At 61.6% G+C, this 22,421-nt stretch carries 25 protein-coding genes; 15 read left to right on the top strand and 10 right to left on the bottom strand.

The window, feature by feature from the left end; translation table 11 throughout:
- Nucleotides 1-79 precede the first annotated feature (79 nt).
- Nucleotides 80-670: an NUDIX hydrolase gene (locus FHT70_RS09405; RefSeq protein WP_183700505.1), complete on the bottom strand. Its 591-nt coding sequence runs from the start codon at nucleotides 668-670 to the stop codon at nucleotides 80-82.
- A gap of 104 nt (nucleotides 671-774) precedes the next feature.
- On the opposite strand from FHT70_RS09405, the gene FHT70_RS09400 reads away from it, so the two are divergent.
- Both FHT70_RS09400 and FHT70_RS09395 read left to right on the top strand, forming a co-directional pair.
- Nucleotides 775-1,230: a carbon monoxide dehydrogenase subunit G gene (locus FHT70_RS09400; RefSeq protein WP_183700503.1), complete on the top strand. Its 456-nt coding sequence runs from the start codon at nucleotides 775-777 to the stop codon at nucleotides 1,228-1,230.
- A gap of 58 nt (nucleotides 1,231-1,288) precedes the next feature.
- On the top strand, nucleotides 1,289-1,723 hold the full coding sequence (locus tag FHT70_RS09395; RefSeq protein ID WP_183700773.1) for a GNAT family N-acetyltransferase: 435 nt from the start codon (nucleotides 1,289-1,291) through the stop codon (nucleotides 1,721-1,723).
- Nucleotides 1,724-1,742: 19 nt separating this feature from the next.
- Here the strand turns inward: FHT70_RS09395 and FHT70_RS09390 are convergent, their stop codons facing one another.
- The 3 genes from FHT70_RS09390 to sppA all read right to left on the bottom strand — a co-directional run bounded on the left by FHT70_RS09390 (nucleotide 1,743) and on the right by sppA (nucleotide 3,484).
- Complete coding sequence (locus FHT70_RS09390) at nucleotides 1,743-2,075, bottom strand: LapA family protein (RefSeq protein ID WP_085776740.1); 333 nt, start codon at nucleotides 2,073-2,075, stop codon at nucleotides 1,743-1,745.
- Between the two features lie 129 nt (nucleotides 2,076-2,204).
- Entirely contained in the window at nucleotides 2,205-2,504 is a 300-nt protein-coding gene (locus FHT70_RS09385) for an integration host factor subunit beta (RefSeq protein ID WP_003544934.1), read from the bottom strand.
- 29 nt (nucleotides 2,505-2,533) lie between these two features.
- Nucleotides 2,534-3,484, bottom strand: coding sequence for a signal peptide peptidase SppA (gene sppA, locus FHT70_RS09380; RefSeq protein WP_097599437.1), 951 nt, complete (start codon nucleotides 3,482-3,484; stop codon nucleotides 2,534-2,536).
- 223 nt (nucleotides 3,485-3,707) lie between these two features.
- Between sppA and lptC the strand changes: the two genes are divergently transcribed.
- The 7 genes from lptC to ptsN all read left to right on the top strand — a co-directional run bounded on the left by lptC (nucleotide 3,708) and on the right by ptsN (nucleotide 9,936).
- The gene (gene lptC / locus FHT70_RS09375) at nucleotides 3,708-4,373 is read left to right on the top strand and encodes an LPS export ABC transporter periplasmic protein LptC (RefSeq protein ID WP_097599436.1); all 666 of its coding nucleotides are present in this window, start codon (nucleotides 3,708-3,710) and stop codon (nucleotides 4,371-4,373) included.
- 15 nt (nucleotides 4,374-4,388) lie between these two features.
- Complete coding sequence (locus FHT70_RS09370; protein ID WP_085776743.1) at nucleotides 4,389-5,021, top strand: LptA/OstA family protein; 633 nt, start codon at nucleotides 4,389-4,391, stop codon at nucleotides 5,019-5,021.
- 37 nt (nucleotides 5,022-5,058) lie between these two features.
- On the top strand, nucleotides 5,059-5,835 hold the full coding sequence (gene lptB / locus FHT70_RS09365) for an LPS export ABC transporter ATP-binding protein (protein ID WP_085776744.1): 777 nt from the start codon (nucleotides 5,059-5,061) through the stop codon (nucleotides 5,833-5,835).
- Between the two features lie 144 nt (nucleotides 5,836-5,979).
- Nucleotides 5,980-7,539 (top strand): RNA polymerase factor sigma-54, encoded by a 1,560-nt coding sequence (gene rpoN / locus FHT70_RS09360; RefSeq protein ID WP_183700501.1) that lies wholly within the window; start codon nucleotides 5,980-5,982, stop codon nucleotides 7,537-7,539.
- A gap of 87 nt (nucleotides 7,540-7,626) precedes the next feature.
- Nucleotides 7,627-8,571, top strand: a complete 945-nt coding sequence (locus FHT70_RS09355; protein WP_183700497.1) for an EamA family transporter — start codon at nucleotides 7,627-7,629, stop codon at nucleotides 8,569-8,571.
- 251 nt (nucleotides 8,572-8,822) lie between these two features.
- Nucleotides 8,823-9,398 carry a ribosome-associated translation inhibitor RaiA gene (gene raiA / locus FHT70_RS09350; protein WP_085776747.1) on the top strand — a complete coding sequence of 192 codons (576 nt, stop codon included), beginning with the start codon at nucleotides 8,823-8,825 and terminating at the stop codon, nucleotides 9,396-9,398.
- A gap of 73 nt (nucleotides 9,399-9,471) precedes the next feature.
- The gene (gene ptsN, locus FHT70_RS09345) at nucleotides 9,472-9,936 is read left to right on the top strand and encodes a PTS IIA-like nitrogen regulatory protein PtsN (protein WP_011423788.1); all 465 of its coding nucleotides are present in this window, start codon (nucleotides 9,472-9,474) and stop codon (nucleotides 9,934-9,936) included.
- A 74-nt stretch (nucleotides 9,937-10,010) separates the two neighbouring features.
- On the opposite strand, the gene FHT70_RS09340 is transcribed toward ptsN, so the two are convergent.
- The 3 genes from FHT70_RS09340 to FHT70_RS09330 all read right to left on the bottom strand — a co-directional run bounded on the left by FHT70_RS09340 (nucleotide 10,011) and on the right by FHT70_RS09330 (nucleotide 14,808).
- Nucleotides 10,011-12,365 carry a methyl-accepting chemotaxis protein gene (locus tag FHT70_RS09340; protein ID WP_183700496.1) on the bottom strand — a complete coding sequence of 785 codons (2,355 nt, stop codon included), beginning with the start codon at nucleotides 12,363-12,365 and terminating at the stop codon, nucleotides 10,011-10,013.
- Between the two features lie 240 nt (nucleotides 12,366-12,605).
- On the bottom strand, nucleotides 12,606-13,505 hold the full coding sequence (locus FHT70_RS09335; RefSeq protein ID WP_085779939.1) for a ribokinase: 900 nt from the start codon (nucleotides 13,503-13,505) through the stop codon (nucleotides 12,606-12,608).
- Between the two features lie 79 nt (nucleotides 13,506-13,584).
- Nucleotides 13,585-14,808, bottom strand: coding sequence for a DNA recombination protein RmuC (locus tag FHT70_RS09330; RefSeq protein ID WP_183700494.1), 1,224 nt, complete (start codon nucleotides 14,806-14,808; stop codon nucleotides 13,585-13,587).
- 181 nt (nucleotides 14,809-14,989) lie between these two features.
- On the opposite strand from FHT70_RS09330, the gene FHT70_RS09325 reads away from it, so the two are divergent.
- From FHT70_RS09325 to truA, 6 genes are all read left to right on the top strand, one after another.
- Entirely contained in the window at nucleotides 14,990-16,486 is a 1,497-nt protein-coding gene (locus FHT70_RS09325) for a globin-coupled sensor protein (RefSeq protein ID WP_097599430.1), read from the top strand.
- A gap of 98 nt (nucleotides 16,487-16,584) precedes the next feature.
- Nucleotides 16,585-17,100: a peptide deformylase gene (gene def / locus FHT70_RS09320; RefSeq protein WP_085779941.1), complete on the top strand. Its 516-nt coding sequence runs from the start codon at nucleotides 16,585-16,587 to the stop codon at nucleotides 17,098-17,100.
- Nucleotides 17,101-17,162: 62 nt separating this feature from the next.
- Entirely contained in the window at nucleotides 17,163-17,447 is a 285-nt protein-coding gene (locus tag FHT70_RS09315) for a plasmid stabilization protein (RefSeq protein ID WP_183700492.1), read from the top strand.
- Nucleotides 17,444-17,866 (top strand): type II toxin-antitoxin system VapC family toxin, encoded by a 423-nt coding sequence (locus tag FHT70_RS09310; protein ID WP_183700490.1) that lies wholly within the window; start codon nucleotides 17,444-17,446, stop codon nucleotides 17,864-17,866. Before FHT70_RS09315 ends, FHT70_RS09310 begins: the two co-directional genes overlap by 4 nt.
- A gap of 20 nt (nucleotides 17,867-17,886) precedes the next feature.
- Nucleotides 17,887-18,822 carry a methionyl-tRNA formyltransferase gene (gene fmt / locus FHT70_RS09305; RefSeq protein WP_097599428.1) on the top strand — a complete coding sequence of 312 codons (936 nt, stop codon included), beginning with the start codon at nucleotides 17,887-17,889 and terminating at the stop codon, nucleotides 18,820-18,822.
- Nucleotides 18,822-19,619 carry a tRNA pseudouridine(38-40) synthase TruA gene (gene truA / locus FHT70_RS09300; RefSeq protein ID WP_183700488.1) on the top strand — a complete coding sequence of 266 codons (798 nt, stop codon included), beginning with the start codon at nucleotides 18,822-18,824 and terminating at the stop codon, nucleotides 19,617-19,619. Before fmt ends, truA begins: the two co-directional genes overlap by 1 nt.
- 21 nt (nucleotides 19,620-19,640) lie before the next feature.
- On the opposite strand, the gene FHT70_RS09295 is transcribed toward truA, so the two are convergent.
- From FHT70_RS09295 to dapD, 3 genes are all read right to left on the bottom strand, one after another.
- Nucleotides 19,641-20,237 (bottom strand): hypothetical protein, encoded by a 597-nt coding sequence (locus tag FHT70_RS09295; protein WP_085776754.1) that lies wholly within the window; start codon nucleotides 20,235-20,237, stop codon nucleotides 19,641-19,643.
- Nucleotides 20,224-21,417 (bottom strand): succinyl-diaminopimelate desuccinylase, encoded by a 1,194-nt coding sequence (gene dapE, locus FHT70_RS09290; RefSeq protein WP_183700771.1) that lies wholly within the window; start codon nucleotides 21,415-21,417, stop codon nucleotides 20,224-20,226. The genes FHT70_RS09295 and dapE overlap by 14 nt, the downstream gene beginning before the upstream one ends.
- 101 nt (nucleotides 21,418-21,518) lie before the next feature.
- Nucleotides 21,519-22,379 (bottom strand): 2,3,4,5-tetrahydropyridine-2,6-dicarboxylate N-succinyltransferase, encoded by an 861-nt coding sequence (gene dapD / locus FHT70_RS09285; RefSeq protein WP_097599424.1) that lies wholly within the window; start codon nucleotides 22,377-22,379, stop codon nucleotides 21,519-21,521.
- Between the last annotated feature and the right edge of the window lie 42 nt (nucleotides 22,380-22,421).

Genomic DNA, 22,421 nt, shown 5'->3' with positions numbered 1-22,421 from the left:
TTTCGTCCTCTAGCCTAGAAGACTGCAGCGGATCAACTGGGCGCCGACCACGCCTGGACAGGTTCTCTTGTGGCGGCGCTCATTTCAAGCCCTCGGATGCGTGCGTGCGAAGCCAGCTTTCCGCCGCATAGAGGGCCGCGACATGCATCGATTGCATGATAACGGCGCCGGACCGCAGGTCGGCAAGGATATCGCCAAGATCTGCAAACAACATGTCGACTTTCTCACCAGGGTCGAAACGGGGTTCGCCCGATCTGTTCAAGCCAAACGCCAGCCAGCTCGTGACTATATTGCTGTGGTTGGCGGCATTCGGATAGGAGGTGAGCAGCTTGACGAAGGTCGAGGCGTCATAGCCGGTCTCTTCCCGCAGTTCGCGCCGCGCTGCCGCCATCGCCGCATCGCCGGCTTCGATGTCAGCGGGTTCGACGCCGCCGGCGACTAGACCGAGGACGATTTCGGCCCGGCCATGCCGGTACTCCCGCGTCAACAGCACGCGTCCGTCGGGCATCAGCGGGATGACGTTGATCCAATCGGGATAATCGAGCACATGGAACGGAGCGACGACGATCCCCTCGGCGGTAACGCAATCGTCGCTGCGAAGCCGGATCCAGCGATCCTCGTAGGTGATCCGGCTCGCCGTCACGCTCCAGGGTTTCAATTCGTCGCTCATCGTAATTCTTTCCGATAGAAGCCACCAGATAACATTCCCGTCCGCCGTGGCAAAGGGCTTTGCTGGTGGGATAAGATGGGGCGAATCGCAGATGGGGCTGTCGAATGGATTTCACCGGCGAAGAACGCATCGCCGCGCCGCGGGACATGGTCTGGGCAGCGCTCAACGATCCGGAGATCATGCGCGGCTGCATTCCGGGGTGTCAGAACATCGAGCGGCTGTCGCCAAGCGCTTTCGAGGCGACGATCAAGGTGAAGTTCAGCCTGTTCTCCGCCACCTTCCACGGGTTGCTGACGCTTTCCAATATCGATGCGCCGAGAAGCTATACGTTGTCGGCCGAAGGCAAGGGCGGCCTTGCCGGCTTCGCCAGGGGCAGCGCCGATGTCGTGCTCGAGGCGAGGGGCGAGGAGACGATCCTGCACTACCGGGCAAGAGCCGAACTCGGCGGCAGGCTCGCCCAGCTCGGCGCACGCCTGCTCGATTCGACCTCGCAGCGGCTGGCCGAAGGTTTCTTCTCGGATTTCAATGCTGCGATCGTTGCAAAAATGACTGCGGATTGAGCGCCGAAGGCTTTCGCTGCGGCTTGGCGCGGACCTGCGCCTGAGCTATTGCGACATGATGACATGGACCATCAGGCCGCCACGGGCGGAAGACCAGGAATTGCTTGCGGACATCTATCTTTCCGTGCGCCGCCAGACATTCGTCTGGGTCGATCCCGGCAAGTTTCACCGCGAGGATTTCTCCGCCCAGACCAATGGCGAGACCATCTTCGTCTGCGAGCATGCCGACCGGAGCGTCGCCGGCTTCCTGTCGCTCTGGCCGGAGGACGATTTCATTCACATGCTTTATATAAGGCCCGAGTTCCAGGGGCTCGGCGCCGGCACGGCGCTGCTCAGGGCGCTGCCGGAATGGCCGCGACATAAGTACCGGCTGAAATGCCTTGTGAACAACCGGCGGGCGAAGGCCTTCTATCTTTCCCACGGTTTCGCGGTGACCGGCAACGGCGCGTCGCCGGAAGGCGACTACGAGGAGCTGAGCTTTTCTCCGGTTTGACTCGGGGCGAGAGCCGATCTTATCGCGACGGCAGCTGGCCGGCGATCTCCTCCGCGCGGGACCTGTGACGATCGGCCTCGCCCTGCCAGCGAATGGCTTCCTTGGCCTCGGTGCGGGCGCGCTTGCGGTGTTTGCCCTGGCTGAACCAGGTGGCGGCCGAGCCGATCAGCATGCCTGCTATCAATGCGATGAACAGGAAGACGAAGAAGGGTGCGGAAACCGCAAGCACCTGGTCTTCGGGCCTGAAGGGATTGAAGGCGAGCGTGACGCTCTGCCGGTTGGCGACGCAGAAGACGATGAGGATGACTCCGAGCGGCAGCAGAATCAACAGGTTGACGATCTTCTTGGCCATTTGAGCTCTCCATGCGTCTTATATGCATCGGCCCGAAAATCGATTCCCACTTTCGGGCCGATGCGCTAGCAGAATAGGAAAACGGTGTTCAAGTTCAAGTGCGGTTTCGCCGCAGGCGGCTCGCGCCGCTCAATCCTCTTCGTCGGCCTGGCCGGGATTGAGCCGCTCGCGCAGTTCCTTGCCCGTCTTGAAGAAGGGAACCCACTTCTCCTCGACGAAGACGGTATCGCCGGTGCGCGGGTTACGGCCGGAGCGGGAAGGGCGGTTCTTGACCGAAAACGCGCCGAAGCCGCGCAATTCGACGCGGTTGCCCGCAGCCAGTGCATCGGTGATCTCGTCGAGAACCGCGTTGACGATATTTTCGACGTCGCGATGATAGAGATGCGGGTTGCGTGCCGCAACAATCTGCACCAATTCGGACTTGATCACAGTCGCCCCCTTAAATTATTGATTTCTTATCAATCCCGGCCAACCTGCCAAACTGAAAGCAGCCCGTCAAGAAGCAACTTTGGGGGCAGGATTCCATTAATATCCTGGCCTTTGACCAGATCATCATAACCCAAGATAGTAACCAGCCGCGAAACAGCTCCTGCGAGCAGAAAAGGCGTGTTGCTCTTCTTGTCCCAATCCACCATCGGCAGATCGGTGTCGACGCCGCGCGACTTGAGATAGGCGCGGATTTCCGCCTCGCCGCCGATCGTATCGACGAGCTTCGCCTTCAGCGCCTGCCGGCCGGTATAGATCGTGCCGTCGGCGAGTTTCAACACCTCGTCGCGCGGCAGCTTGCGCCGGTCGGCGACCAGGTCGACGAACCAGTTATAGCTGTCGACCACCATGTTGCGGATCATCGCCTTGGCTTCCTCGCTCGCCTCGTGGAAGGGCGAGGGCTCGGCCTTCAGGGGCGAGGATTTGATCTCCTGCAGCGATACGCCGATCTTGTCGAGCAGCGGCTGGATCTGCGGATACTGGAAGATGACGCCGATCGAGCCGGTGATCGAGCTGTCGCCGGCAATGATCGTGTCTCCCGCGGTGGCGATCATGTAGCCGGCGGAGGCGGCCAGCGTGCGCACGTCCGAGACAACAGGCTTCTTGGCTGATATCGCCCGGATCGCATTGAAGATTTTTTCGCCGCCATAGGTCGTGCCGCCGGGCGAGGAGATCGAAATCACCGCAGCCTTCACCTGATCGCTGGTCTCGACCTTCTTCAGCCGCTCCAGCAGCTCGTCGTCATCGACGATCAGCCCCGATATCGTCACATGGGCGATATGCGGGCTTGCCGTGCCGGCTCCGCCGAGTGCGAAGCGGTAAAAGGCAAAACCAAGCGCCACGATGAGTGCGACCGCGACGATGCGCCAGAAGCCGAGTTTGCGGCGCAGCCGCCGGCGATCCGCGATGATCGAACTGTCCATAGAAACCTCCAGCGCTGGCCCGGGGTCGGCATGGCGCCGATGGGTCCGGTGAAATTGATCGCAGCGGCGCGTACGAATGCCACTTTTGTATGTTTTTCCGTTTTGTTGCTTGTTGCAGAAAAAATTCCATATTGGCAAGCCAATGTAATAATGCGAAACGAACTGTGATTGCCGGCCGCTTTGTTACGCAGGCGGGGCAATCATCGCACATGGAACGAGACCTATGCTCGATACCCTGAAGAACAACGGAAATGCCGCTTATGCGGGCTCCGGTCGGAGCCCCTATGGCGATGCGTTGTTCCATTCCGCCCGCGTGCGGCGGCTGAAGATCTTGCTGCCCCTGGCCGCCCTCGTCATCGCGGCCGGCCTCACGGCGGTTGCACTGGTCAAGATATATCTGCCCGAGAATATCAAGATGGAAGGCGCCAAGATCGAGAACGGCAAGGTCGTGATGGAAAAGCCGGCAATTGCCGGACGCAACTCCGACGGTGTCAATTATTCCATGCTTGCGGAAAGGGCGCTGCAGGATATCCGCAATCCTGATCTCATCACCCTCGAGACCATCAAGGCCGCCGTGCCGATGAATGACGGGCTGATTGCCCGCGTCATCGCTTCGACTGCCGATTATAATCGCGCCACCGACAACCTGCATATGACGGCTCCCTTCACCCTGGTGCTGAGCAGCGGCCTCAACGCGCAATTCCAGTCCGCCCGGCTCGACATCAAGGGCGGCAACATGCGCAGCGACGATCCCGTCACCATCACAAAGGACAATGCTTCCATTGTTGCGAAGACGCTGGAGATAACCGATAAGGGGCGCGTGATCACATTCGAGGGGAATGTTCGCATGAATGTCGATCCATCCACCATTCATAAACAGGGCACTTAACCAGCCGGGTCACTCATGACAAAAGATTGTCGCATTTCAGCTTGCAAGACAGGCATCGCATTCGTTGCCGGCGCATTTGCCCTTATTCTGACGGTCTCGGGCGCGGGGGCGCAGTCGACCACCATGTCGGGCATGAAGCTTTCCAACGATCAGCCGATCCAAATCGAAAGCGACAAGCTGGAGATCCATGATCAGGAGCACACGGCGCTCTTCACCGGCAACGTCAAGGTCGTCCAGGGCACGACGACGATGCAGTCCGGCAAGATGACCGTCTATTACAAGGACAAGGCGGCAAAGCCGGGCGCCGGCGCGCCGGCTCAACCGGAGGCGAAGCCCGAGCAGTCGGCCTCGCTGGCATCGGGAAGTGCGGATATCGACAAGATCCTGGTGACGGACAAGGTCTACCTGGTTTCAGGCACGCAGACGGCGACTGCCGACGACGGCAATTTCGACATGGCCTCGCAGACATTCATCCTGACCGCGGATCAGGGAAACAAGGTCATTCTGTCGGACGGACCGAACGTCTTCACCGGCTGCAAGCTGACCGTTCACATGCAAACCGGCCAGGCGGAGCTTGAAAGCTGCGGCGGTCGTGTCCAGATTCAGCTCGATCCGAAATCGCAGCCGAACGCGCAGAAGCAGAACTGAACCGGCCTCCCCCGTGAAATTATCATCGCTATCCACCATGTTCGGCCGGCCTGAGCCGCAAGCTGCAGGTGCCGCCGACAAGAGCCGCTATCAGGGAACGCTGATCGCTCGTGGTCTGACGAAGACCTATGCGACGCGGCGTGTCGTCAACGGCGTCTCCCTTGTGGTGCGTCGCGGCGAAGCCGTCGGCTTGCTCGGCCCGAACGGCGCCGGCAAGACGACCTGCTTTTACATGATCACCGGTCTGGTGCCGGTCGATGAAGGCACGATCGAGATCGATGGCAACGATGTCACGACCATGCCGATGTACCGGCGCTCGCGCCTCGGCGTCGGTTACCTGCCGCAGGAAGCCTCGATCTTTCGCGGACTCACGGTGGAAGAAAATATCCGTGCCGTCCTCGAAGTGCATGTGAAGGACAAGGCCGAGCGCGAGCAGAAGCTGAACGAGCTGCTGGAGGAATTTCATATCCAGAAGCTGCGTAAGAGTGCCGCCGTCGCCCTTTCCGGCGGCGAACGCCGCCGTCTCGAAATCGCCCGAGCGCTTGCAACCGACCCGACCTTCATGCTGCTCGACGAGCCCTTCGCCGGTGTCGACCCGATTTCGGTCGCCGACATCCAGAACCTCGTCCACCATCTGACGGCCCGCGGCATCGGCGTTCTCATTACCGACCACAATGTGCGTGAGACGCTCGGCCTCATCGACCGCGCCTATATCATCCATGCCGGCGAAGTGCTGACCCACGGCCGTGCGAATGACATTGTCAACAATCCGGAAGTACGCCGGCTCTACCTCGGCGACAATTTCAGCCTTTGATCCCACGCTGATTCACCTTGCCGCGTAGTTCCGCTTGACCAAATGAGATAAAAAAGCAATTTTTGGGCCAACTCGGATTTCCGTGGCCTGAAGCGTGGATCGGCCGTGGTTTCCCGGAGGAGTCGAGGGAGTTTCGCGTCCGTCATGGCACTGTCCGCCAATCTATTTCTGCGCCAGAGCCAGTCCCTGGTCATGACGCCGCAACTGATGCAATCCATCCAGTTGCTGCAGATGACCCATTTTGAGCTCACCCAGTTCATCGCTCAGGAAGTGGAGAAGAACCCGCTGCTCGAATTTCCGTCGAATGATGGCGAGGCGGGCGACGAACGGGCGGCAGGCGAGGACGAGCAGTTCGCTCATTCGCCGGAGGACGCCGGCGCGGACGATGGCGCCGACAATCGCGCCGAGGCGCTGTCGAGCGACTGGTACGACAATGGCGGCAGCGAAAGCAGCAGCCGGCTGAACGACGAGCTCGACGCCAATTACACCAATGTCTTTCCCGATGATGGTGGTCCCCAGCGCCTCGACGCACCGGAACTCGTCGGTCAGTGGAAGTCGATGCCGGGCAGCGCCGACGGCGCCGATTACGATCTCGACGATTTTGTCGCCTGTCAGGTGTCCCTGCGCGATCATCTCGCGCAGCAGATCCCCTTCGTCCTGCCCGATATGAGCGACCGGCTGATCGCGCAGAATTTCATCGATCAACTCGACGATGCCGGTTACATCCAGGTCGATCTCGTCGAAACCGGCGAGCGGCTCGGCACGAACCTCACGCAGGTCGAACACGTGCTCGCCGCCCTGCAGACGCTCGATCCTCCGGGTGTTTTCGCCCGCAGCCTCGCCGAATGCCTGGCGATCCAGCTCCGGCATAAAGACCGTTACGACCCAGCCATGCAGGCGCTGGTCGAAAATCTCGAACTCCTGGCGCGGCGCGACTTCGCCACGCTGAAGCGGCTCTGCGGCGTCGATGAGGAAGATCTTCTCGACATGCTCGGCGAGATTCGCCAGCTCAATCCGAAGCCCGGCAGCGGTTTCGAGACGGGCGTTTCCGAAGCGATCATGCCCGATGTCGTCGTCAGGCCCTCCGCTGAGGGTGGATGGCTGGTCGAGCTCAACCCGGATACGCTGCCGCGCGTGCTCGTCAATCAGTCCTATTTTTCCCGCGTGACCCGGAACGGCGAAGATCATGCCTTCCTTTCCGAGTGCCTGCAGAGCGCCAACTGGCTGACCCGCAGCCTCGACCAGCGGGCAAAAACCATCATGAAGGTGGCAAGCGAGATCGTCCGCCAGCAGGACGCCTTCCTGCTGCACGGTGTCGACCACTTGCGGCCGCTGAACCTGAAGACGGTGGCCGAGGCGATCAAGATGCATGAGTCTACCGTCAGCCGCGTCACCTCGAACAAATATATGCTGACGCCGCGCGGCCTCTTCGAACTCAAATATTTCTTCACCGTATCGATCGGCGCGGTCGAGGGCGGCGACAGCCATTCGGCCGAGGCCGTGCGTCACAAGATCCGCGCGCTGATCATGCAGGAGAGTCCCGACGCGGTGCTCTCCGATGACGATATCGTCGACATGCTGAAGAAGGGCGGTGTGGATCTCGCCCGCCGCACGGTCGCCAAATACCGGGAAGCGATGAACATCGCTTCCTCGGTGCAGCGCCGCCGCGAGAAGCGGGCGCTCGCCAAAGTCGCGGGCTTCTGACGCAGCACATGCTTCGATCTGGATCGAAGCATCCACCTTCCGAATTGGCCTATTTCTCCCGCGTCTTGAACGAAGATCGATGTGCCTATGACGCCGCAAAAGCCGAACCTTACCAGAGAACTTGTCCTGCTTTTGGTGCTTGCGACCCTCTGGGGTTCTTCCTACACCTTTATCAAGATCGGGGTCGAAACGATCCCGCCGGTGACCTTGATCGCGGTGCGCACACTGATCGCCGGCGCCATTCTGCTGGCCGTGCTTCGCCATCGGCATGTCCGCCTGCCGCGCGATCGCGCGACATGGCGCCTGTTCGTCGTTCAGGCCTGCCTGAACAGCGTCTTTCCTTTCACGCTGATCGCCTGGGCGGAGCAGTCCGTCGATGCCGGACTGGCGGTGATCCTGAATTCGGCGACGCCGATTTTCACCTTCCTGCTGACCGTGTCGATAACCCGCCATGAGCCGGCGACGGCGCGAAAGCTTTTCGGCGTCGTCTCCGGGCTTGCCGGCATCTGCCTCGTCATCGGCGTCGAAGCGCTCGGCGGTCTAGGCGAAAGCCTGATGGCGCAGCTCGCCATCATCCTGGCAACCATCTGTTACGCAGGGGCCGCGATTTTCAGCAAGAACTTTAGAGGCCTCGATCCTGCCGTGCCGGCGGCCGGTTCGCTGATCTCGGGCGCGGTCATTCTGATGCCTGTGAGCCTGCTCGTCGACCGGCCCTGGGGGCTCGATCCCTCGGCCGCATCGGTGCTGGCGCTGCTTGCCCTTTCTGCCTTTTCGACGGCGCTTGCCTTTACGATCTATTTCCGCCTCGTTCAGACGCTGGGTTCGGTCGGAACCACGTCGCAAGCCTATCTCCGTGTGCCGATCGGTGTGGCGATCGGTATCGTCTTTCTCGGCGAGAGGCTGAGCCCGACGGCGTGGATCGGACTGGTCTGCGTCATTCTCGGTGTCATCGCCATGACGATGCCGCGCGCAACGCAGGCACGAAGCGCGGGAGCTGATGAAGGGAAAGTCGTCGGAAGGCTCCTTCCGTAGGAGATTTGCTACACCTTCTGGGAGCGCGCCCGGAGCTGATTCGGCGCCCTATTGACTTTCCGGCAACCTCTGGCTAGAAGCCCGCCGCAGTCGTCGCCGTGAACGGCGTTTTGAAGTTATCCCCATCATCCCAAGGGCACCGAGGACCTCAGGCCTACGCCGATCTTGCTTGAGATTGCGCGAAGTGCTTGGATGAACCCGAGGCTTGGCGTAAACTGATACCCGCAAACGACCATAAGAAGGGAAACTCCATGAGTGTGCGTGTATCCGGGAAACATATGGAAATTGGTGAATCCTTCCGCCAAAAGATCGAGGACCAAATTGGAACGGCCATCACGAAATACTTCGATGGGGGGTATTCCGGCCAGGTGACCGTCGAAAAGGCGAGTTCTCGTTTCTCGGCAGACTGCAAGCTTCATCTCGACAGCGGGGTGGTGCTTCATGCCGCCGGCGAAGCGACGGATCCGCAGCTTGCTTTCGACGCCGCTTCCGAACGCATCGAGAAACGCCTGCGTCGCTACAAGCGCAAGCTGAAGGACCACCATGCCGGAAACCACCTGAATGGCTTTGCAGAAGTCTCCTATACGGTCATGGACTCCGTTCCTGATCACGAGGATGAAATTCCCGACGATTTCGCCCCGGCAATCGTCGCTGAAAGCACGAAGCAGTTGAAGACCATGTCCGTCGCCACCGCCGTGATGGCGCTCGACATGACCGACGAGCCGCTTCTCCTGTTCCGCAGTCCCGGCAAGGAACATCTGAACATCGTTTATCGTCGGCACGACGGAAATATTGGCTGGATCGATTCGGCCAATATCAAAGGCTGAGATCAGAGTGGTGAGCGGCGGTATCGCCGCCGCTCCTCGCATCAACTGATCCCGGCGACAGAAGGAAAAAGAAATGGCATTGGCAGATTTGCTCCATCAGGATGCGATCATTCCCGCCCTCAGAGTAAATTCCAAGAAACAGTTGCTTCAGGAATTGGCGGCAAGAGCCGCGAGGATCACCGGGCTCTCCGAACGGGAGATCTTCGACGTCATCCTGCAGCGCGAACGCCTGGGCTCGACCGGCGTCGGCAACGGTATCGCCATTCCCCACGGCAAGCTGGTGAACATTCATTCCATCGTCGGCATCTTTGCCCGGCTGGAGCAGCCTGTCGATTTTGAAGCGCTGGACGACCAGCCCGTCGACCTCGTTTTCCTGCTGCTTGCGCCGGAGGGCGCCGGCGCCGACCATCTCAAAGCCCTGTCGCGCATCGCCCGCGTCCTGCGCGATCAAGACCTGGTTGCAAAGCTGCGGGCCACCGATTCCGCCTCGGCGATCTACGCCTTCCTCAACGAAGAGCAGACGTCGAACGCTGCTTGAGCTGCATAATCCCTAAATGAAAAAAGGCGCCTGATTTCGCAGGCGCATTTTTTGATTTACCCAGGGCTGAACGGTCAGAACTCTTCCCAGTTATCCCCAGCCACGGCGGCCGAGCCATGCGATTGAGGTGTGGTGCGGCGGGTCGCCGGCGCGTGGCGGACCACAGGAGCGGTTGCCAAGTGCGAGGGGGCCGCAGCCGGCGCACGCATCTGCCTCGCCACGGAGGCGAGCGCGGTCGCGTTGGCGGAGCCCGACACCCTGAAGCGCGTGGCGAGCGTCTTCAGCGTCTGCGCCTCGTCGTTGAGCGCCACGCTGGCGGCGGTCGCCTCCTCCACCATCGCCGCATTTTGCTGCGTCACCTGATCCATCTGGTTCATGGCCTGGTTGATTTCCTTCAGCCCCACCGCCTGTTCGCTGGCCGATGCCGAGATCTGCCGGATGAGGCTGTTGATGCCCATCACCTGTTCGGCGATCTTGTGCAGCGTCCCGCCGGCGCGCCCGACGAGATCGACGCCTTCCTTGACCTGGACGGCCGAGGTGTTGATCAGCGTCTTGATCTCCTTGGCGGCAGTGGCCGAACGCTGCGCGAGTTCACGCACTTCCTGGGCGACGACGGCAAAACCCTTGCCGGCTTCGCCGGCGCGAGCCGCTTCGACGCCGGCGTTCAGCGCCAGCAGGTTCGTCTGGAAGGCGATCTCATCGATGACGCCGATGATCCGCGATACCTCCGTCGAAGACTGCTCGATCCCTTGCATGGAGGCGATGGCCTTCTGCACCACTTCGCCTGATTTCTCGGCATCCTGGCAGGCGAGATTGACGTTGTCGGCAGCCGTGCGGGCATTCTCGGCACTGGAATCGACCTGGGCGGTGAGCTCGTTGAGCGCTGCCGCCGTCTCTTCCAGGCTTGCTGCCTGCTGCTCGGTACGTTTGGCGAGATCGGAAGCGCTGTTGCTGATCTCGCCGGTGCCGGCGCCGATATTGACGACGCTGAGATTCATCGTATTGATGGTCTCTTCGAGGCTTGCAAGCGCGGCATTGAAATCCTGCTTCAGTTTGCCGTATTCGCCGGGGAAATCTTCGGTGATGCGGTAACCCAGATTGCCCTGAGACAATTCCGAGAGTCCGGCGCCGACGACCGAGACGATGTGACGCTGCAGCGACACCGATTGCTGCCGTTCCGATTCCGAACGGCCGCGCTCGGCCTCTGCGACCTGTCGCTGGTGGGTGGCCTCGTCTTCGAGGCGCCTGGAGTCGGCGAGCTTGAAGCGGAAGCCTTCGAGTGCCTTTGCGACCGAACCGACTTCGTCGGTACGGTCCTGGGCCGCGACGGGTTCGGCATATTCGCCGTCGCTGAGCGTTTTGACGCTGGCGACAAGGCTGCCGAGCGGCCTCTGCACGAGCGAGCGGACGGCGAAATAGAGCGCCAGCATCACCGCGCCGAGCACGATCAGGCCGGTGGCGATCATCATGTAGGTCTGATCCTGCACCGGCGCGTTGATCGCGGTGTGCGGGACGTCGACAAGCACGACCCAGGTGGCGTTGACGCCGGGGACTTCGAATGGATAGACGACGCGGTCGAAAGGATCGAGGCCGTCATAGGTGAGGTTTCGGACGAGGCCGGGCTGCTTGTTCGACAGCGCCGCCTTGACGACGTCGGCGCCTTCGCCGTCATATTGCTTGGTCATCAGGTCGGGGACCGGCGCGACGATCCAGTTGCCGGCCTGCGAGAGCAGCGTCACGCGGCCGGAGCCGAAGGGGTGCAGCGCCTGAAGCTTATCGGTCAGCGACTTCAGCGAGATGTCGACGCCGCCGACGCCGATCATCTTGCCGCCCGACATGACAGGATAGGCAATGGAAGTCAGCAGCGTCGGTACGTCAGTTCCCTCGGCCATGTAAGGCGTGGTGATCGCGCCCTTGCCGCTGTCGGCAGCAAGTTTCCACCACTCAGCGGTATAATCATTGTCGAAGGTCGAATACTGGATGCCGCCATCCTTGGTTTTCGACCAATAGGGCGTGAAGGCGCCGTTCTTGTTGGTGCCTTCGTCATTGTTGTTGGCAATCTCGGTCGTCTTTCCGTCCAGCCCACCAAGCTGCTCGCAGAACCAGCTGCCGAAGGCGAAGGCATTCTGTTCCAGGTTGGCTTTCAGCACGTTGATCATGCCCTTGCGATCGAGCGACTTTCCATCGTGGGCTCGGCCGATAACGCCTGACATGCTGCGGGCAGCGCTGGCGAGTTCGCCGACATTGGCGGCGATCTCATTGGCGATCGACTTTGCCTCGAGATTGGCTTGATCCATCGTCAGCGTCTGAACGCGATCCCGGGTCTGGCCTATGAGGAAAAAGTTCGAAGCGATGAGAACAAGTGCGATGGCGATGCCGGTGATGGCGATAAGTTTCGCCGCAAGCGATTTCATGCGAAAAATGAACATGGGTTCCTCAGGCAAGGATGCGCCGAACGGGCATTCTTCGGCGCAGGAGCGAAGGCATGGCTCCGTCATGGAGCAGCCGCATCAGCCGCGGATCCGCATATGCGACGATCCGGCGATCGCTGGGAAGATCGCCGGAGACCTGTTAAATTTAAATGAAACTTGAGTGGTTATATGAGCAAAACCGCAGAAATCTCCTTTAAAATTGAAGGACATCTGCCGGCGTTTCGCAGGCAGGCCAGGCTATATTCTGTCTGCGACTTCCCCACTCAAAGGGATTGACGGTTGCGCTCCTGATTTGAGACATGCGAGCGAACCGGCGACTGCCGCGCGGCGCAACGCTGTCGGAAAATCAAGCCCGTCATCGAGGCTGGCGGCGAAATAGCCGCAGAAGGTGTCTCCCGCTCCGACCGTATCGACAGGATCGATCGCCAGCCCCTGCGCTCTTGAGAGGACCCCGTCACGAATGGCGATGACGCCATCGCCGCCGAGCGTCACGATCAGCGTCTGGCCGGTTTCGTGATGCAGGCGGACAAGCGCTGCCTCGCGCGCTCCTGCGTCCATGCCGTCCTGTCCGGCAAGTCGCTCGAACTCAGTCTCATTGGCAATGACGATATCGGCGAGGCGTCCGAGACGCGGCGCATCGGGAATCAATGGGGCGAGGTTGAGGATGCTGGTGATGCCCTTGGCGCGTGCGGCCGAGAGCGCGCGTTCGACGGCCGCGACCGGCACCTCAAGCTGCAACATCAGTATGTCGCCCTCGTGCATGCGGCCGATCGCGGTTTCCGCATCGGCGGGCGCGACCAGGCCGTTGGCGCCCGGCACCACGGCAATCATGTTCTCGCCGTCGCCGCCGACCAGGATCAGCGCCGTTCCTGTGGGACCGTCGATATGCTTGACGAGGGAGAGATCGGTTCCTGCCTCATCGAGCAGAGAAAGAGCATCGGCAGCAAAAGCATCCTTGCCGACGGCGCCGGCCATATGCACATAGCGACCGGCGCGGCGGGCTGCCAGCGCCTGGTTGGCGCCCTTGCCGCCGGCGGCCGTGGCAAAACCGTTGCCGGCCACTGTTTCGCCGGGCTTCGGCAGGCGCTCGGTCGTGGCGATGAGATCCATGTTGATGGATCCGAAAACTGTGATCATCAGGCTGTCCCGTCTTTTGGAGCATGCCAAGGACATCATGCTCCTGCTATTTCATGGGGCGAGACACTGCCCGAAGCGATCACTCCTCGTCAACCACCCGAAGCTTGAGAAGGCCGGTACGGCTTTCCACGGATTTGGCCGGGACCTCGCCGTCGCGGGCAGGCTTTGCGTCGCCGCCTGCCTCGAATTCCAGCGCCTCGATCTTGGCGCCGCGTTTGGTGAGCTTGTCGGCTGACGTGACCACCATGTCGATGTCTTTCTGCGCCATGGCGAAATGGCCCTGCAGCTTGCGCACCCGCTCGTCGAGGCGGCCGAGATCGTCCATCAGGAGCGCCACCTCGCCCTGGATCAGATGCGCTTGCGCCCGCATGCGCTGGTCTTTCAGCACCGCCTGGATGACCTGGATCGACAGCATCAGCAGCGATGGCGAGACGATAACGATGCGCGCGCGGTGTGCCTTCTGCACCAGGGCCTCGAAGTTCTCATGGATCTCCGCGAAGATCGATTCCGACGGCACGAAGAGAAAAGCCGTCTCCTGGGTTTCCCCCTGAATCAGATATTTCTCTGAAATATCCCGGATATGAATCTCCATGTCGCGGCGGAACTGCTGGCTGGCGATCTTGCCGGCCTCGGGGCTGGCTGCGTCGCGGATGGCGTTCCAGGCTTCGAGCGGGAACTTCGCATCGATGACGAGTGGCGGCGCGCCGTTTGGCATGCGGATCGTGCAGTCCGGCCGCGAACCGTTCGAGAGCGTCTGCTGGAATGCATAGGTGCCCATCGGCAGGCCGTCCGCGACGATCGTCTCCATCCGGGACTGGCCGAAGGCGCCGCGCGTCTGCTTGTTCGAGAGAATCGCCTGCAGTCCGACCACGTCCTTGGCGAGCGTCTGGATATTGTTCTGCGCGGCATCGATGACCGCCAGCCGCTCCTGCAGGCGCTGCAGGTTCTCATGCGTCGATTTCGTCTGCTCGGTGATCGTCGAGCTGACGCGCTGCGACATGCCGTCGAGACGCTGGCTGATTGCCTGGTTGAGCTCGCTCTGACGCGCGCCAAAAACCTCGGCCATGGCCGTGATGCGGCCCTGCATCTCCGCCTGGATCTTCAAAAGCTCGGCCATGCGCGCCTCGCTTTCGCCAGCCCGCAGGCTCGCCTCCTCCGCCTGCTCGCGGCGGAGGCTGGCGCTGCGCAAGAGAAGGATGATCACCAGAAGCACGAAGGCGACAAAAACGCCGCCGGCAAGCGCCAGCATGGCCGGGCTCAGCGAGGCGTTGGAGAGGGCGAGCGATTCGGAATGAACGGTCATGCCGCAACCATAACAGAAGCTGCGGCAATACATAGATCAAAACGTGAACGAAATCCTCTGTGGCCTTTTTCCTCACCGATGCAGAAAATCGCCGCCGATTTAACCATTGCTCAACCATATTCGCCAAAATCTGTGCCGCAGAATTCCCTCCAGCGCCGTTGCGCCAAGTACAGAGATTTCCATGACATCCCAGCAGACCGACAGTGCACTCAGGCAGCGCCTCGATTTCATCGAACTGGACGAGGCGGCGCGCCGGTCGATACGGGATCTCAGCCCCGTCATATCAGAGCTAATCGGCGGTGCCCTCGACAAGTTCTATGCCAAGATCGCCAAGACCCCCGCCGTCTCAGGCTTTTTCGCCGACAAGAACCATGTCGCTCATGCCAAGAAGCGGCAGCAGGATCATTGGGGCAAGCTTGCAGGCGGCGCCTTCGACGAAACCTACGTCGACGGCGTGACCGCGGTCGGGCGCACGCACGCCCGCATCGGGCTGGAGCCGCGCTGGTATGTCGGCGGCTATGCCCTGGTTCTGTCCGAGCTCGTCAAGGGCATCATGGAGAAGCAGTGGCCGTCGGTCTTTGCGCGCCAGCAGGGCAAATTGCTCGCCGAAAGGCTGTCGGCGGTCATCAAGGCCGGCATGCTCGACATGGATTATTCGATCTCGGTCTACCTCGAGACGCTTGAAGCCAAGCGCCAGGCTCTGGAAGAGCAGCGTGCCCAGGCCGAGGCCGATCAGGCGATGGCGCTGGAGCAGCTGCGCCGCGGTCTGGAGGCGCTGTCGAGCGGCGATCTCGAGGCCACTCTGCCATCCGACCTGCCCGGTAATTTTCGGCAGATGGCCGAGGATTACAACCGTGCCGTCAAGGCGCTGCGCCATTCCTTCGCATCGGTGCGCGACACGTCGGGCCATATCATGAATGGCGCCGACGTCATCTCCAATGCGACCAACGATCTCGCATTGCGCACTGCCCAGCAGGCGGCCGGCGTCGAGGAGAGTTCGGCTGCCCTGCAGCAGCTTTCCGTCAGCGTCGGCCAGACCGCCGCCAATGCCGAGAAGGCTTCGGACGCCGTACGCGAGACGCAGCAGAAGGCGAAGAATTCGGGCGAACTCGTCACCAGCGCCGTGTCGGCGATGGCCGGTATCGAGAAATCCTCGACGGAGATTTCCAAAATTATCGGCGTCATCGACGAAATCGCCTTCCAGACCAATCTTCTGGCGCTGAACGCCGGCGTTGAGGCGGCGCGCGCCGGTGATGCCGGCAAGGGTTTTGCGGTCGTCGCGCAGGAAGTCCGCCAGCTCGCCCAGCGCACGGCCGATGCTGCCAAGGAGATCAAGAACCTGATCTCGCAGAGTTCGAGTCAGGTTAACGAGGGTGTCGGCATCGTCTCGAGCACCGGCGAGGCGCTGAACGATATGATCAGCCGCATCGATATCATCAACCGCTTCGTCGCCGATATCGCCGCCGCCGCCCGCGATCAGGCGACCGGCGTCAACGAGGTCAGCGTGGCGATCCGCAGCATGGGCGAAATCACCCAGCAGAATTCCGGCATGGTCGAGCGCACGTCGGCGGAAACCCGCCGCCTCAAGGACGAGGTGGACCAGCTGATCGAGCTGTTGCGCCGCTTCCGCGTCCGTTCGGAAGGCCACGCCGTCGTCGGTGCCCGCCGGGCGGCCTGACTCAAATATGGCGAAATTCCGGGCGGGTATGCAAAAAAGCGTCTTCCCCGCCCGCCGGATAATTCCATAGCGGGAAAAGATGGGTTATGGGAACGCCCATGACCATCAAGCCACTCATCATTCTTCCCGACCCCGTTCTCCGTCAGCTCTCCAAGCCGATCGAGCGTGTGGATGCCGACCTGCAGCGCCTTGCCGACGACATGCTGGAAACCATGTACGACGCGCCGGGCATCGGCCTCGCCGCAATCCAGATCGGCGTGCCGCGCCGCATGCTGGTCATTGACGTCTCCCGCGAGGGCGAGGAAAAGCAGCCGCAGGTCTTCATCAATCCGGAGATCGTCAAATCGTCCGACGAGCGCTCGGTCTATGAGGAAGGCTGCTTGTCGATTCCGGACTATTATGCCGAGGTCGAGCGCCCGGCTGTCGTCTCGGTCAAATACCTCGACCGCGACGGCAGGGAACAGATGGTGGAAGCCGACGGGCTGCTTGCCACCTGCCTGCAGCACGAGATCGATCACTTGAACGGCGTGCTCTTCATCGACCATATCTCGCGGCTGAAGCGGGAGATGGTGATCAAGAAGTTCACCAAGGCGGCAAAGTCCAAGGCCCTCTGACGACGATTGAAATGGGCTTCAACGGCATTATGATATCATTGATATCATAAGGGAGGCTTTGAGTGGGCGACCTTCTGATCCGAAATATTTCCGACGCAATGAAGCGAGACATCGCGGAAGCGGCCCAACGGAGTGGGAACAGCCTTTCTGATGAGGCCAAGGAGCTTTTGCGGGAAGCGCTTCAAAGAAAAGCCGAGGCCAAGGCTGAGCCTATGTCGGCATATGAAGCGATACGCGCCGCGTTCGTAAGCGAAAACGCGGTGGACGACGAAATTGTCGCAGTCATGAAAGAAGTCGAGGCCGCGCGGAAAAAGGATTTCGGTCGGCCGTTCGAGGATATCGAATGATCGTTCTGGATACGAATGTAGTATCAGAATTCGCAAAGTTACTGCCAGATGAAAAAGTGAAGACCTGGTTGCAGCGGCAGGATGGTTCGCGGATCTGGCTTTGCGCCGTCGGGTTGATGGAGCAGATTTATAGCGCTGAAAGGGTTCTGTTGAAGACAGGATCGGACCGCTTCTTCCGTGCCATAGAGAATTTGGTGAAGGGCCAATTTCGTGACCGTATCGTCGGTTGGGATTTGGAAGCGGCAATGGCAACGGGCCGTCTGCGCGCAAGACGCGAAAGCGTGGGACGGCCAATTTCGGTTCAGGATGCCATGATTGCCGCCATTTGCCTTGTAAACGGTGCGACGCTTGCCACCCGCAACACCAGAGATTTCGAGGGGCTTGATCTCAAGCTCATAAACCCGTTTGAAGACGGCTGATCCTCAACTGGCGAGATAAAATGTCTCTTCGCATCATCTTTATGGGAACGCCTGAGTTCTCGGTTCCGACCTTGCGCTTGCTCGTCGACGCCGGCCACAAAATCGTCGCCGTCTACACACAGCCGCCGCGGCCGGGTGGACGCCGCGGGCTCGATCTGCAGAAATCGCCGGTGCATCAGGCGGCCGAACTGCTCGGTCTTCCCGTCTTCACGCCGGTCAATTTCAAAGATGCCGAGGAGCGCGAGCGGTTTGCCGCCTTCAAGGCCGATGTCGGCGTCGTCGTCGCCTACGGACTGCTGTTGCCGGAGGCCGTTTTGAACGGCACCCGCGAGGGCTGTTACAACGGTCATGCTTCGCTGCTGCCGCGCTGGCGCGGTGCTGCGCCGATCCAGCGGGCGATCATGGCCGGCGACGACAAGACCGGCATGATGGTGATGAAGATGGACAAGGGGCTCGACACCGGCGCGGTCGCGCTGACCCGCGAAGTCGAGATTGGTCCGGACATGACGGCGGGCGAATTGCACGACCGGCTGATGCTCGTTGGCGCCAAGGCTATAGCGGAAGCCATGGTGAAGCTGGAGATGAACGACCTGCCGCTGACGCCGCAGCGGGAGGAGGGCGTGCTGTACGCCGCCAAGATCGACAAGGCCGAGACGCGCATCGATTTTGCAAGAAACGCCCGTGATGTGCACAACCATATCCGCGGCCTGGCGCCGTTTCCCGGCGCCTGGTTCGAGCTAGAGATCGGCGGCAGGCCGGAGCGGGTCAAGGTGCTGGGATCCGAACTGGCCGACGGGCAGGGCGCTGCCGGAGAGCTGCTGACCGACGATCTCGTCGTCGCCTGCGCTTCCGGCGCCGTGCGGTTGACACGGCTGCAGAAGGCCGGCGGCAAGCCGATGGCCGCGGCGGATTTCCTCCGAGGCACGCCGCTTGCGGCCGGCACGAGGCTTTCCTGATGCCGCGCTTCCGCATGACCGTCGAATATGACGGCGGCCCCTATGTCGGCTGGCAGCGGCAGGAGAACGGACCCTCGGTGCAGGGCGCGATCGAGGCGGCGGTATTGTCGCTGACCGGCGAGACCGTGTCGATCCGCGGCGCCGGCCGCACCGATTCCGGCGTCCACGCCATGGGACAGGTGATCCATGCCGATCTTTCCAAGAGTTGGTCGCCCTACAAGCTGCAAAATGCCTTGAACGCGCATCTGCGGCTTGCCGGCGAGCGTGTCTCTATTCTCGACGTCGAGGCCGTTCCCGACTTCTTCGATGCCCGCTTTTCGGCGCTGCGGCGCCATTATCTCTACCGCATCGTCAGCCGCCGGGCGCCGCTGGCGCTCGAGGCCGGCAAGGCCTGGTGGGTGCCGAAGACGCTCGATCACGAGGTCATGCACGCCGCCGCTCAGCGGCTGGTCGGCCGGCACGATTTCTCCACCTTTCGCTCCGCCCATTGTCAGGCGAACAGCCCGGTGCGCACGCTCGACCGGCTTGACGTGACGCGAAATGGCGAATTGATCGAGATCCGCGCCACGGCGCAGAGCTTCCTCCACAACCAGATCCGTTCCTTCGCCGGCACGCTGAAGCTCGCCGGTGAAGGCAAATGGACGCCTGAAGATGTCCAGGCCGCGCTGGAGGCGCAGGATCGCAAGGCTTGCGGCCCGGTGGCGCCGCCGGAAGGCCTCTATTTCATGCAGGTGGATTATCCCGAGGTGATCACCGACCGGCGAAGGCCGAGCGACGAAAACGACGATCCGTCGTAAAGCCGCCGCCGCCGAGGCTGGTCAGGCGGGGTAGATGCCGAGAAAGTGCTGCAGATATTCCGAAAGGATCATCGATGGCACCAGCAGCACCAGCGTCAGCGCCCCGACCATCAGCGCGTGATCGTGGCAGATCATTCTGAGAATGCGCGCCAAAGCGAAGACCTGCGCCAGCATGAAGGCGAGCAGCAGCAGCGAGACGAGGCCGACCGTGCCGGGCAGGAAGAACACCAGCGCCAGCAGCAGACCGTTGATATAGGAGAGCGGCACGCCGAGCCAGTTGACGCTGACGACGACGGGGGCGAAGCGCTCGCCCATGCGGAAGGCAAGCAGCAGCAGCCCGGCAAAGACCAGCGGCACGAACCAGTTGGCGACCTCGACAAGGCCGAGCCTGATGTAGAAGGCAAGATCGACATCGGCCTCCGGCGGCATCGACCGCAGGAAGGCCTGTCGCCACCAGAGCCAGGAAATACCCATCGGCGGCAGGCACCAGGCCATCGCCCAGAACGACCGGTTGACGCCGCGCTCCGACAGATCGAGGAAGCGGAAGCCGCGCGGATCCATCCGGATCAGCAGCCAGAGGCCGGCCAGGTAGTACTGAACTTCTCTAAGACCCGGCATGGGCGAACCAGCGGTCGATGAAGGTCTCGTAGATCGCCGTCAGCGTCTCCAGATCGGCAACAGCGACGCGCTCGTCGACCATGTGCATCGTCTGGCCGACCAGGCCGAACTCGACGACCGGGCAATAATCCTTGATGAAGCGCGCATCCGACGTGCCGCCGGTGGTAGAAAGCGCCGGTGACCGGCCGACGACGCTTTCGACGGCAGACGACAGCGAAGCAATCAGGGCGTTGTTGCGGGTCAGGAAGACATGGCTCGGCCGGTCCGCCCAGACGATATCGTATTTGACTGGCTCGCGGCCCGGACGCAGCTGGCCATGGCCGGCGGCGGCTTCGAGCCGGCGCAGGATTTCGGCGCGCAGCGTCTCGACGGTCCAGCTGTCGTTGAAGCGGATATTGAAGCTTGCCGATGCCTTTGCCGGAATGACGTTCGTCGCAGGATTGCCGACATCGACCGTCGTCACTTCGAGGTTCGACGGCTGGAAATCGTCGGTGCCGCCATCGAAAGGCGGATCCATCAGCGCCTGCGTCAGCTGCAGTATACCGCGCACCGGATTGTCGGCGAGGTGCGGGTAAGCGGCATGGCCCTGAACGCCATGTACGATGATCCTGCCCGATAGCGAGCCGCGCCGGCCGATCTTGATCATGTCACCGAGCCGGTCCGGATTGGTCGGTTCTCCGACAAGGCAGGCGTCCCAGCGTTCGCCGCGCTCCGCCGCCCATTGCAGCAGTTTGATCGTGCCGTTGATCGCCGGGCCCTCTTCGTCGCCGGTAATCAGGAAAGAGAGTGAGCCGGCAGGCGGCCCGTTCTTTTCGATGTGGCGGGCAACGGCGGCGACGAAACAGGCGATGCCGCCCTTCATGTCGACGGCGCCGCGGCCGAAGAGTTCGCCCTTTGATATCTCCGCGGCAAAAGGCGGGTGCGTCCAGGCGGCTTCATCGCCAACCGGCACGACATCGGTATGGCCGGCAAACATCAAGTGCGGGCCGTTGCTGCCGAGGCGGGCATAAAGGTTCTCGATATCGGGCGTTCCCTCTTCGCTCGCTCTCACTTTGTCGACTTTGAAGCCAAGCGGCGCAAGCATCGCCGCGAGGGCCGTCAGCGCGCCGCCTTCGGCTGGTGTGACGGAGGGGCAGCGAATCAGCGTCTGCAGATTGGCGACGGGATCGGTAACGGTCATGGCGGTCGAATTATCCAGCGGCAATGGCAAAGACATGGCAAGGCGGGGCCGCCTCGCGCAAAAAGACGCCGTCTGTTTACCGGATCAATCTCCCGATGTCATCAATCGCGAAGCAGCTCGTTGATACCAGTCTTGGAGCGGGTCTGTTCGTCGACGCGCTTGACGATGACGGCGCAGTAGAGATGCGGCGCCGGCTGGCCGTTTGCCATCGTCGCGTTGGCCGAGGCCATCGAGCCGGCGACGACGACGGAATAGGGCGGCACTTCGCCGTACATCACCTCGCCGGTGGCGCGGTCGACAATTTTGGTCGACTTGCCGATATAGACGCCCATGCCGAGCACCGAGCCTTCGCGGATGATGCAGCCTTCGACCACTTCGGAACGGGCGCCGATGAAGCAATTGTCTTCGATGATGGTCGGGCCGGCCTGCATCGGTTCGAGCACGCCGCCGATGCCGACGCCGCCGGACAGATGCACATGTTTGCCGATCTGCGCGCAGGAGCCGACCGTCGCCCAGGTGTCGACCATCGTGCCTTCGCCGACATAGGCGCCGAGATTGACGAAGGAGGGCATCAGGATCGCATTCGGGGCGATATAAGCCGAGCGGCGCACGACGCAGTTCGGAACGGCGCGGAAGCCCGCGGCGCGGAACTGGGTTTCGCCCCAGTTCTCGAACTTCGAGGGGACCTTGTCCCACCAGACGGAATTGCCCGAGCCGCCCTTGACCACTTCCATGTCGTTGAGGCGGAAGGACAAGAGCACCGCCTTCTTCAGCCACTGATTGACCGTCCAGGCGCCGTCGGCGCCGCGGGTCGCCACGCGGGCCTTGCCGGAATCGAGCAGATCGAGCGCCGCTTCGACCGCATCGCGGACCTCGCCCTTCGTCGAGACGTTCACATTATCGCGATTGTCGAAGGCCGCTTCGATGGTCTTTTCCAGGGATGCGAGGTCGGTGGCGCTCATGAGAATTCCTTAAACTTCGATCTTTATCGTGGAGACGGCGGA

The organism is Rhizobium sp. BK049 (assembly GCF_014193135.1).
Classification (GTDB): domain Bacteria; phylum Pseudomonadota; class Alphaproteobacteria; order Rhizobiales; family Rhizobiaceae; genus Rhizobium.
Note: the sequence above shows the minus strand (reverse complement) of the source record. Positions and strands in the feature narration are given on the sequence as shown.

What these genes read in the sequence shown, in the direction of transcription:
- FHT70_RS09405 (WP_183700505.1), bottom strand. Translation starts at nt 670, where the DNA reads ATGAGCGACGAATTGAAACCCTGGAGCGTGACGGCGAGCCGGATCACC.
- FHT70_RS09400 (WP_183700503.1), top strand. Translation starts at nt 775, where the DNA reads ATGGATTTCACCGGCGAAGAACGCATCGCCGCGCCGCGGGACATGGTC.
- FHT70_RS09395 (WP_183700773.1), top strand. Translation starts at nt 1,289, where the DNA reads ATGACATGGACCATCAGGCCGCCACGGGCGGAAGACCAGGAATTGCTT.
- FHT70_RS09390 (WP_085776740.1), bottom strand. Translation starts at nt 2,075, where the DNA reads ATGGCCAAGAAGATCGTCAACCTGTTGATTCTGCTGCCGCTCGGAGTC.
- sppA (WP_097599437.1), bottom strand. Translation starts at nt 3,484, where the DNA reads ATGGACAGTTCGATCATCGCGGATCGCCGGCGGCTGCGCCGCAAACTC.
- lptC (WP_097599436.1), top strand. Translation starts at nt 3,708, where the DNA reads ATGCTCGATACCCTGAAGAACAACGGAAATGCCGCTTATGCGGGCTCC.
- FHT70_RS09370 (WP_085776743.1), top strand. Translation starts at nt 4,389, where the DNA reads ATGACAAAAGATTGTCGCATTTCAGCTTGCAAGACAGGCATCGCATTC.
- lptB (WP_085776744.1), top strand. Translation starts at nt 5,059, where the DNA reads ATGTTCGGCCGGCCTGAGCCGCAAGCTGCAGGTGCCGCCGACAAGAGC.
- rpoN (WP_183700501.1), top strand. Translation starts at nt 5,980, where the DNA reads ATGGCACTGTCCGCCAATCTATTTCTGCGCCAGAGCCAGTCCCTGGTC.
- FHT70_RS09355 (WP_183700497.1), top strand. Translation starts at nt 7,627, where the DNA reads ATGACGCCGCAAAAGCCGAACCTTACCAGAGAACTTGTCCTGCTTTTG.
- raiA (WP_085776747.1), top strand. Translation starts at nt 8,823, where the DNA reads ATGAGTGTGCGTGTATCCGGGAAACATATGGAAATTGGTGAATCCTTC.
- ptsN (WP_011423788.1), top strand. Translation starts at nt 9,472, where the DNA reads ATGGCATTGGCAGATTTGCTCCATCAGGATGCGATCATTCCCGCCCTC.
- FHT70_RS09340 (WP_183700496.1), bottom strand. Translation starts at nt 12,365, where the DNA reads ATGTTCATTTTTCGCATGAAATCGCTTGCGGCGAAACTTATCGCCATC.
- FHT70_RS09335 (WP_085779939.1), bottom strand. Translation starts at nt 13,505, where the DNA reads ATGATCACAGTTTTCGGATCCATCAACATGGATCTCATCGCCACGACC.
- FHT70_RS09330 (WP_183700494.1), bottom strand. Translation starts at nt 14,808, where the DNA reads ATGACCGTTCATTCCGAATCGCTCGCCCTCTCCAACGCCTCGCTGAGC.
- FHT70_RS09325 (WP_097599430.1), top strand. Translation starts at nt 14,990, where the DNA reads ATGACATCCCAGCAGACCGACAGTGCACTCAGGCAGCGCCTCGATTTC.
- def (WP_085779941.1), top strand. Translation starts at nt 16,585, where the DNA reads ATGACCATCAAGCCACTCATCATTCTTCCCGACCCCGTTCTCCGTCAG.
- FHT70_RS09310 (WP_183700490.1), top strand. Translation starts at nt 17,444, where the DNA reads ATGATCGTTCTGGATACGAATGTAGTATCAGAATTCGCAAAGTTACTG.
- fmt (WP_097599428.1), top strand. Translation starts at nt 17,887, where the DNA reads ATGTCTCTTCGCATCATCTTTATGGGAACGCCTGAGTTCTCGGTTCCG.
- truA (WP_183700488.1), top strand. Translation starts at nt 18,822, where the DNA reads ATGCCGCGCTTCCGCATGACCGTCGAATATGACGGCGGCCCCTATGTC.
- FHT70_RS09295 (WP_085776754.1), bottom strand. Translation starts at nt 20,237, where the DNA reads ATGCCGGGTCTTAGAGAAGTTCAGTACTACCTGGCCGGCCTCTGGCTG.
- dapE (WP_183700771.1), bottom strand. Translation starts at nt 21,417, where the DNA reads ATGACCGTTACCGATCCCGTCGCCAATCTGCAGACGCTGATTCGCTGC.
- dapD (WP_097599424.1), bottom strand. Translation starts at nt 22,379, where the DNA reads ATGAGCGCCACCGACCTCGCATCCCTGGAAAAGACCATCGAAGCGGCC.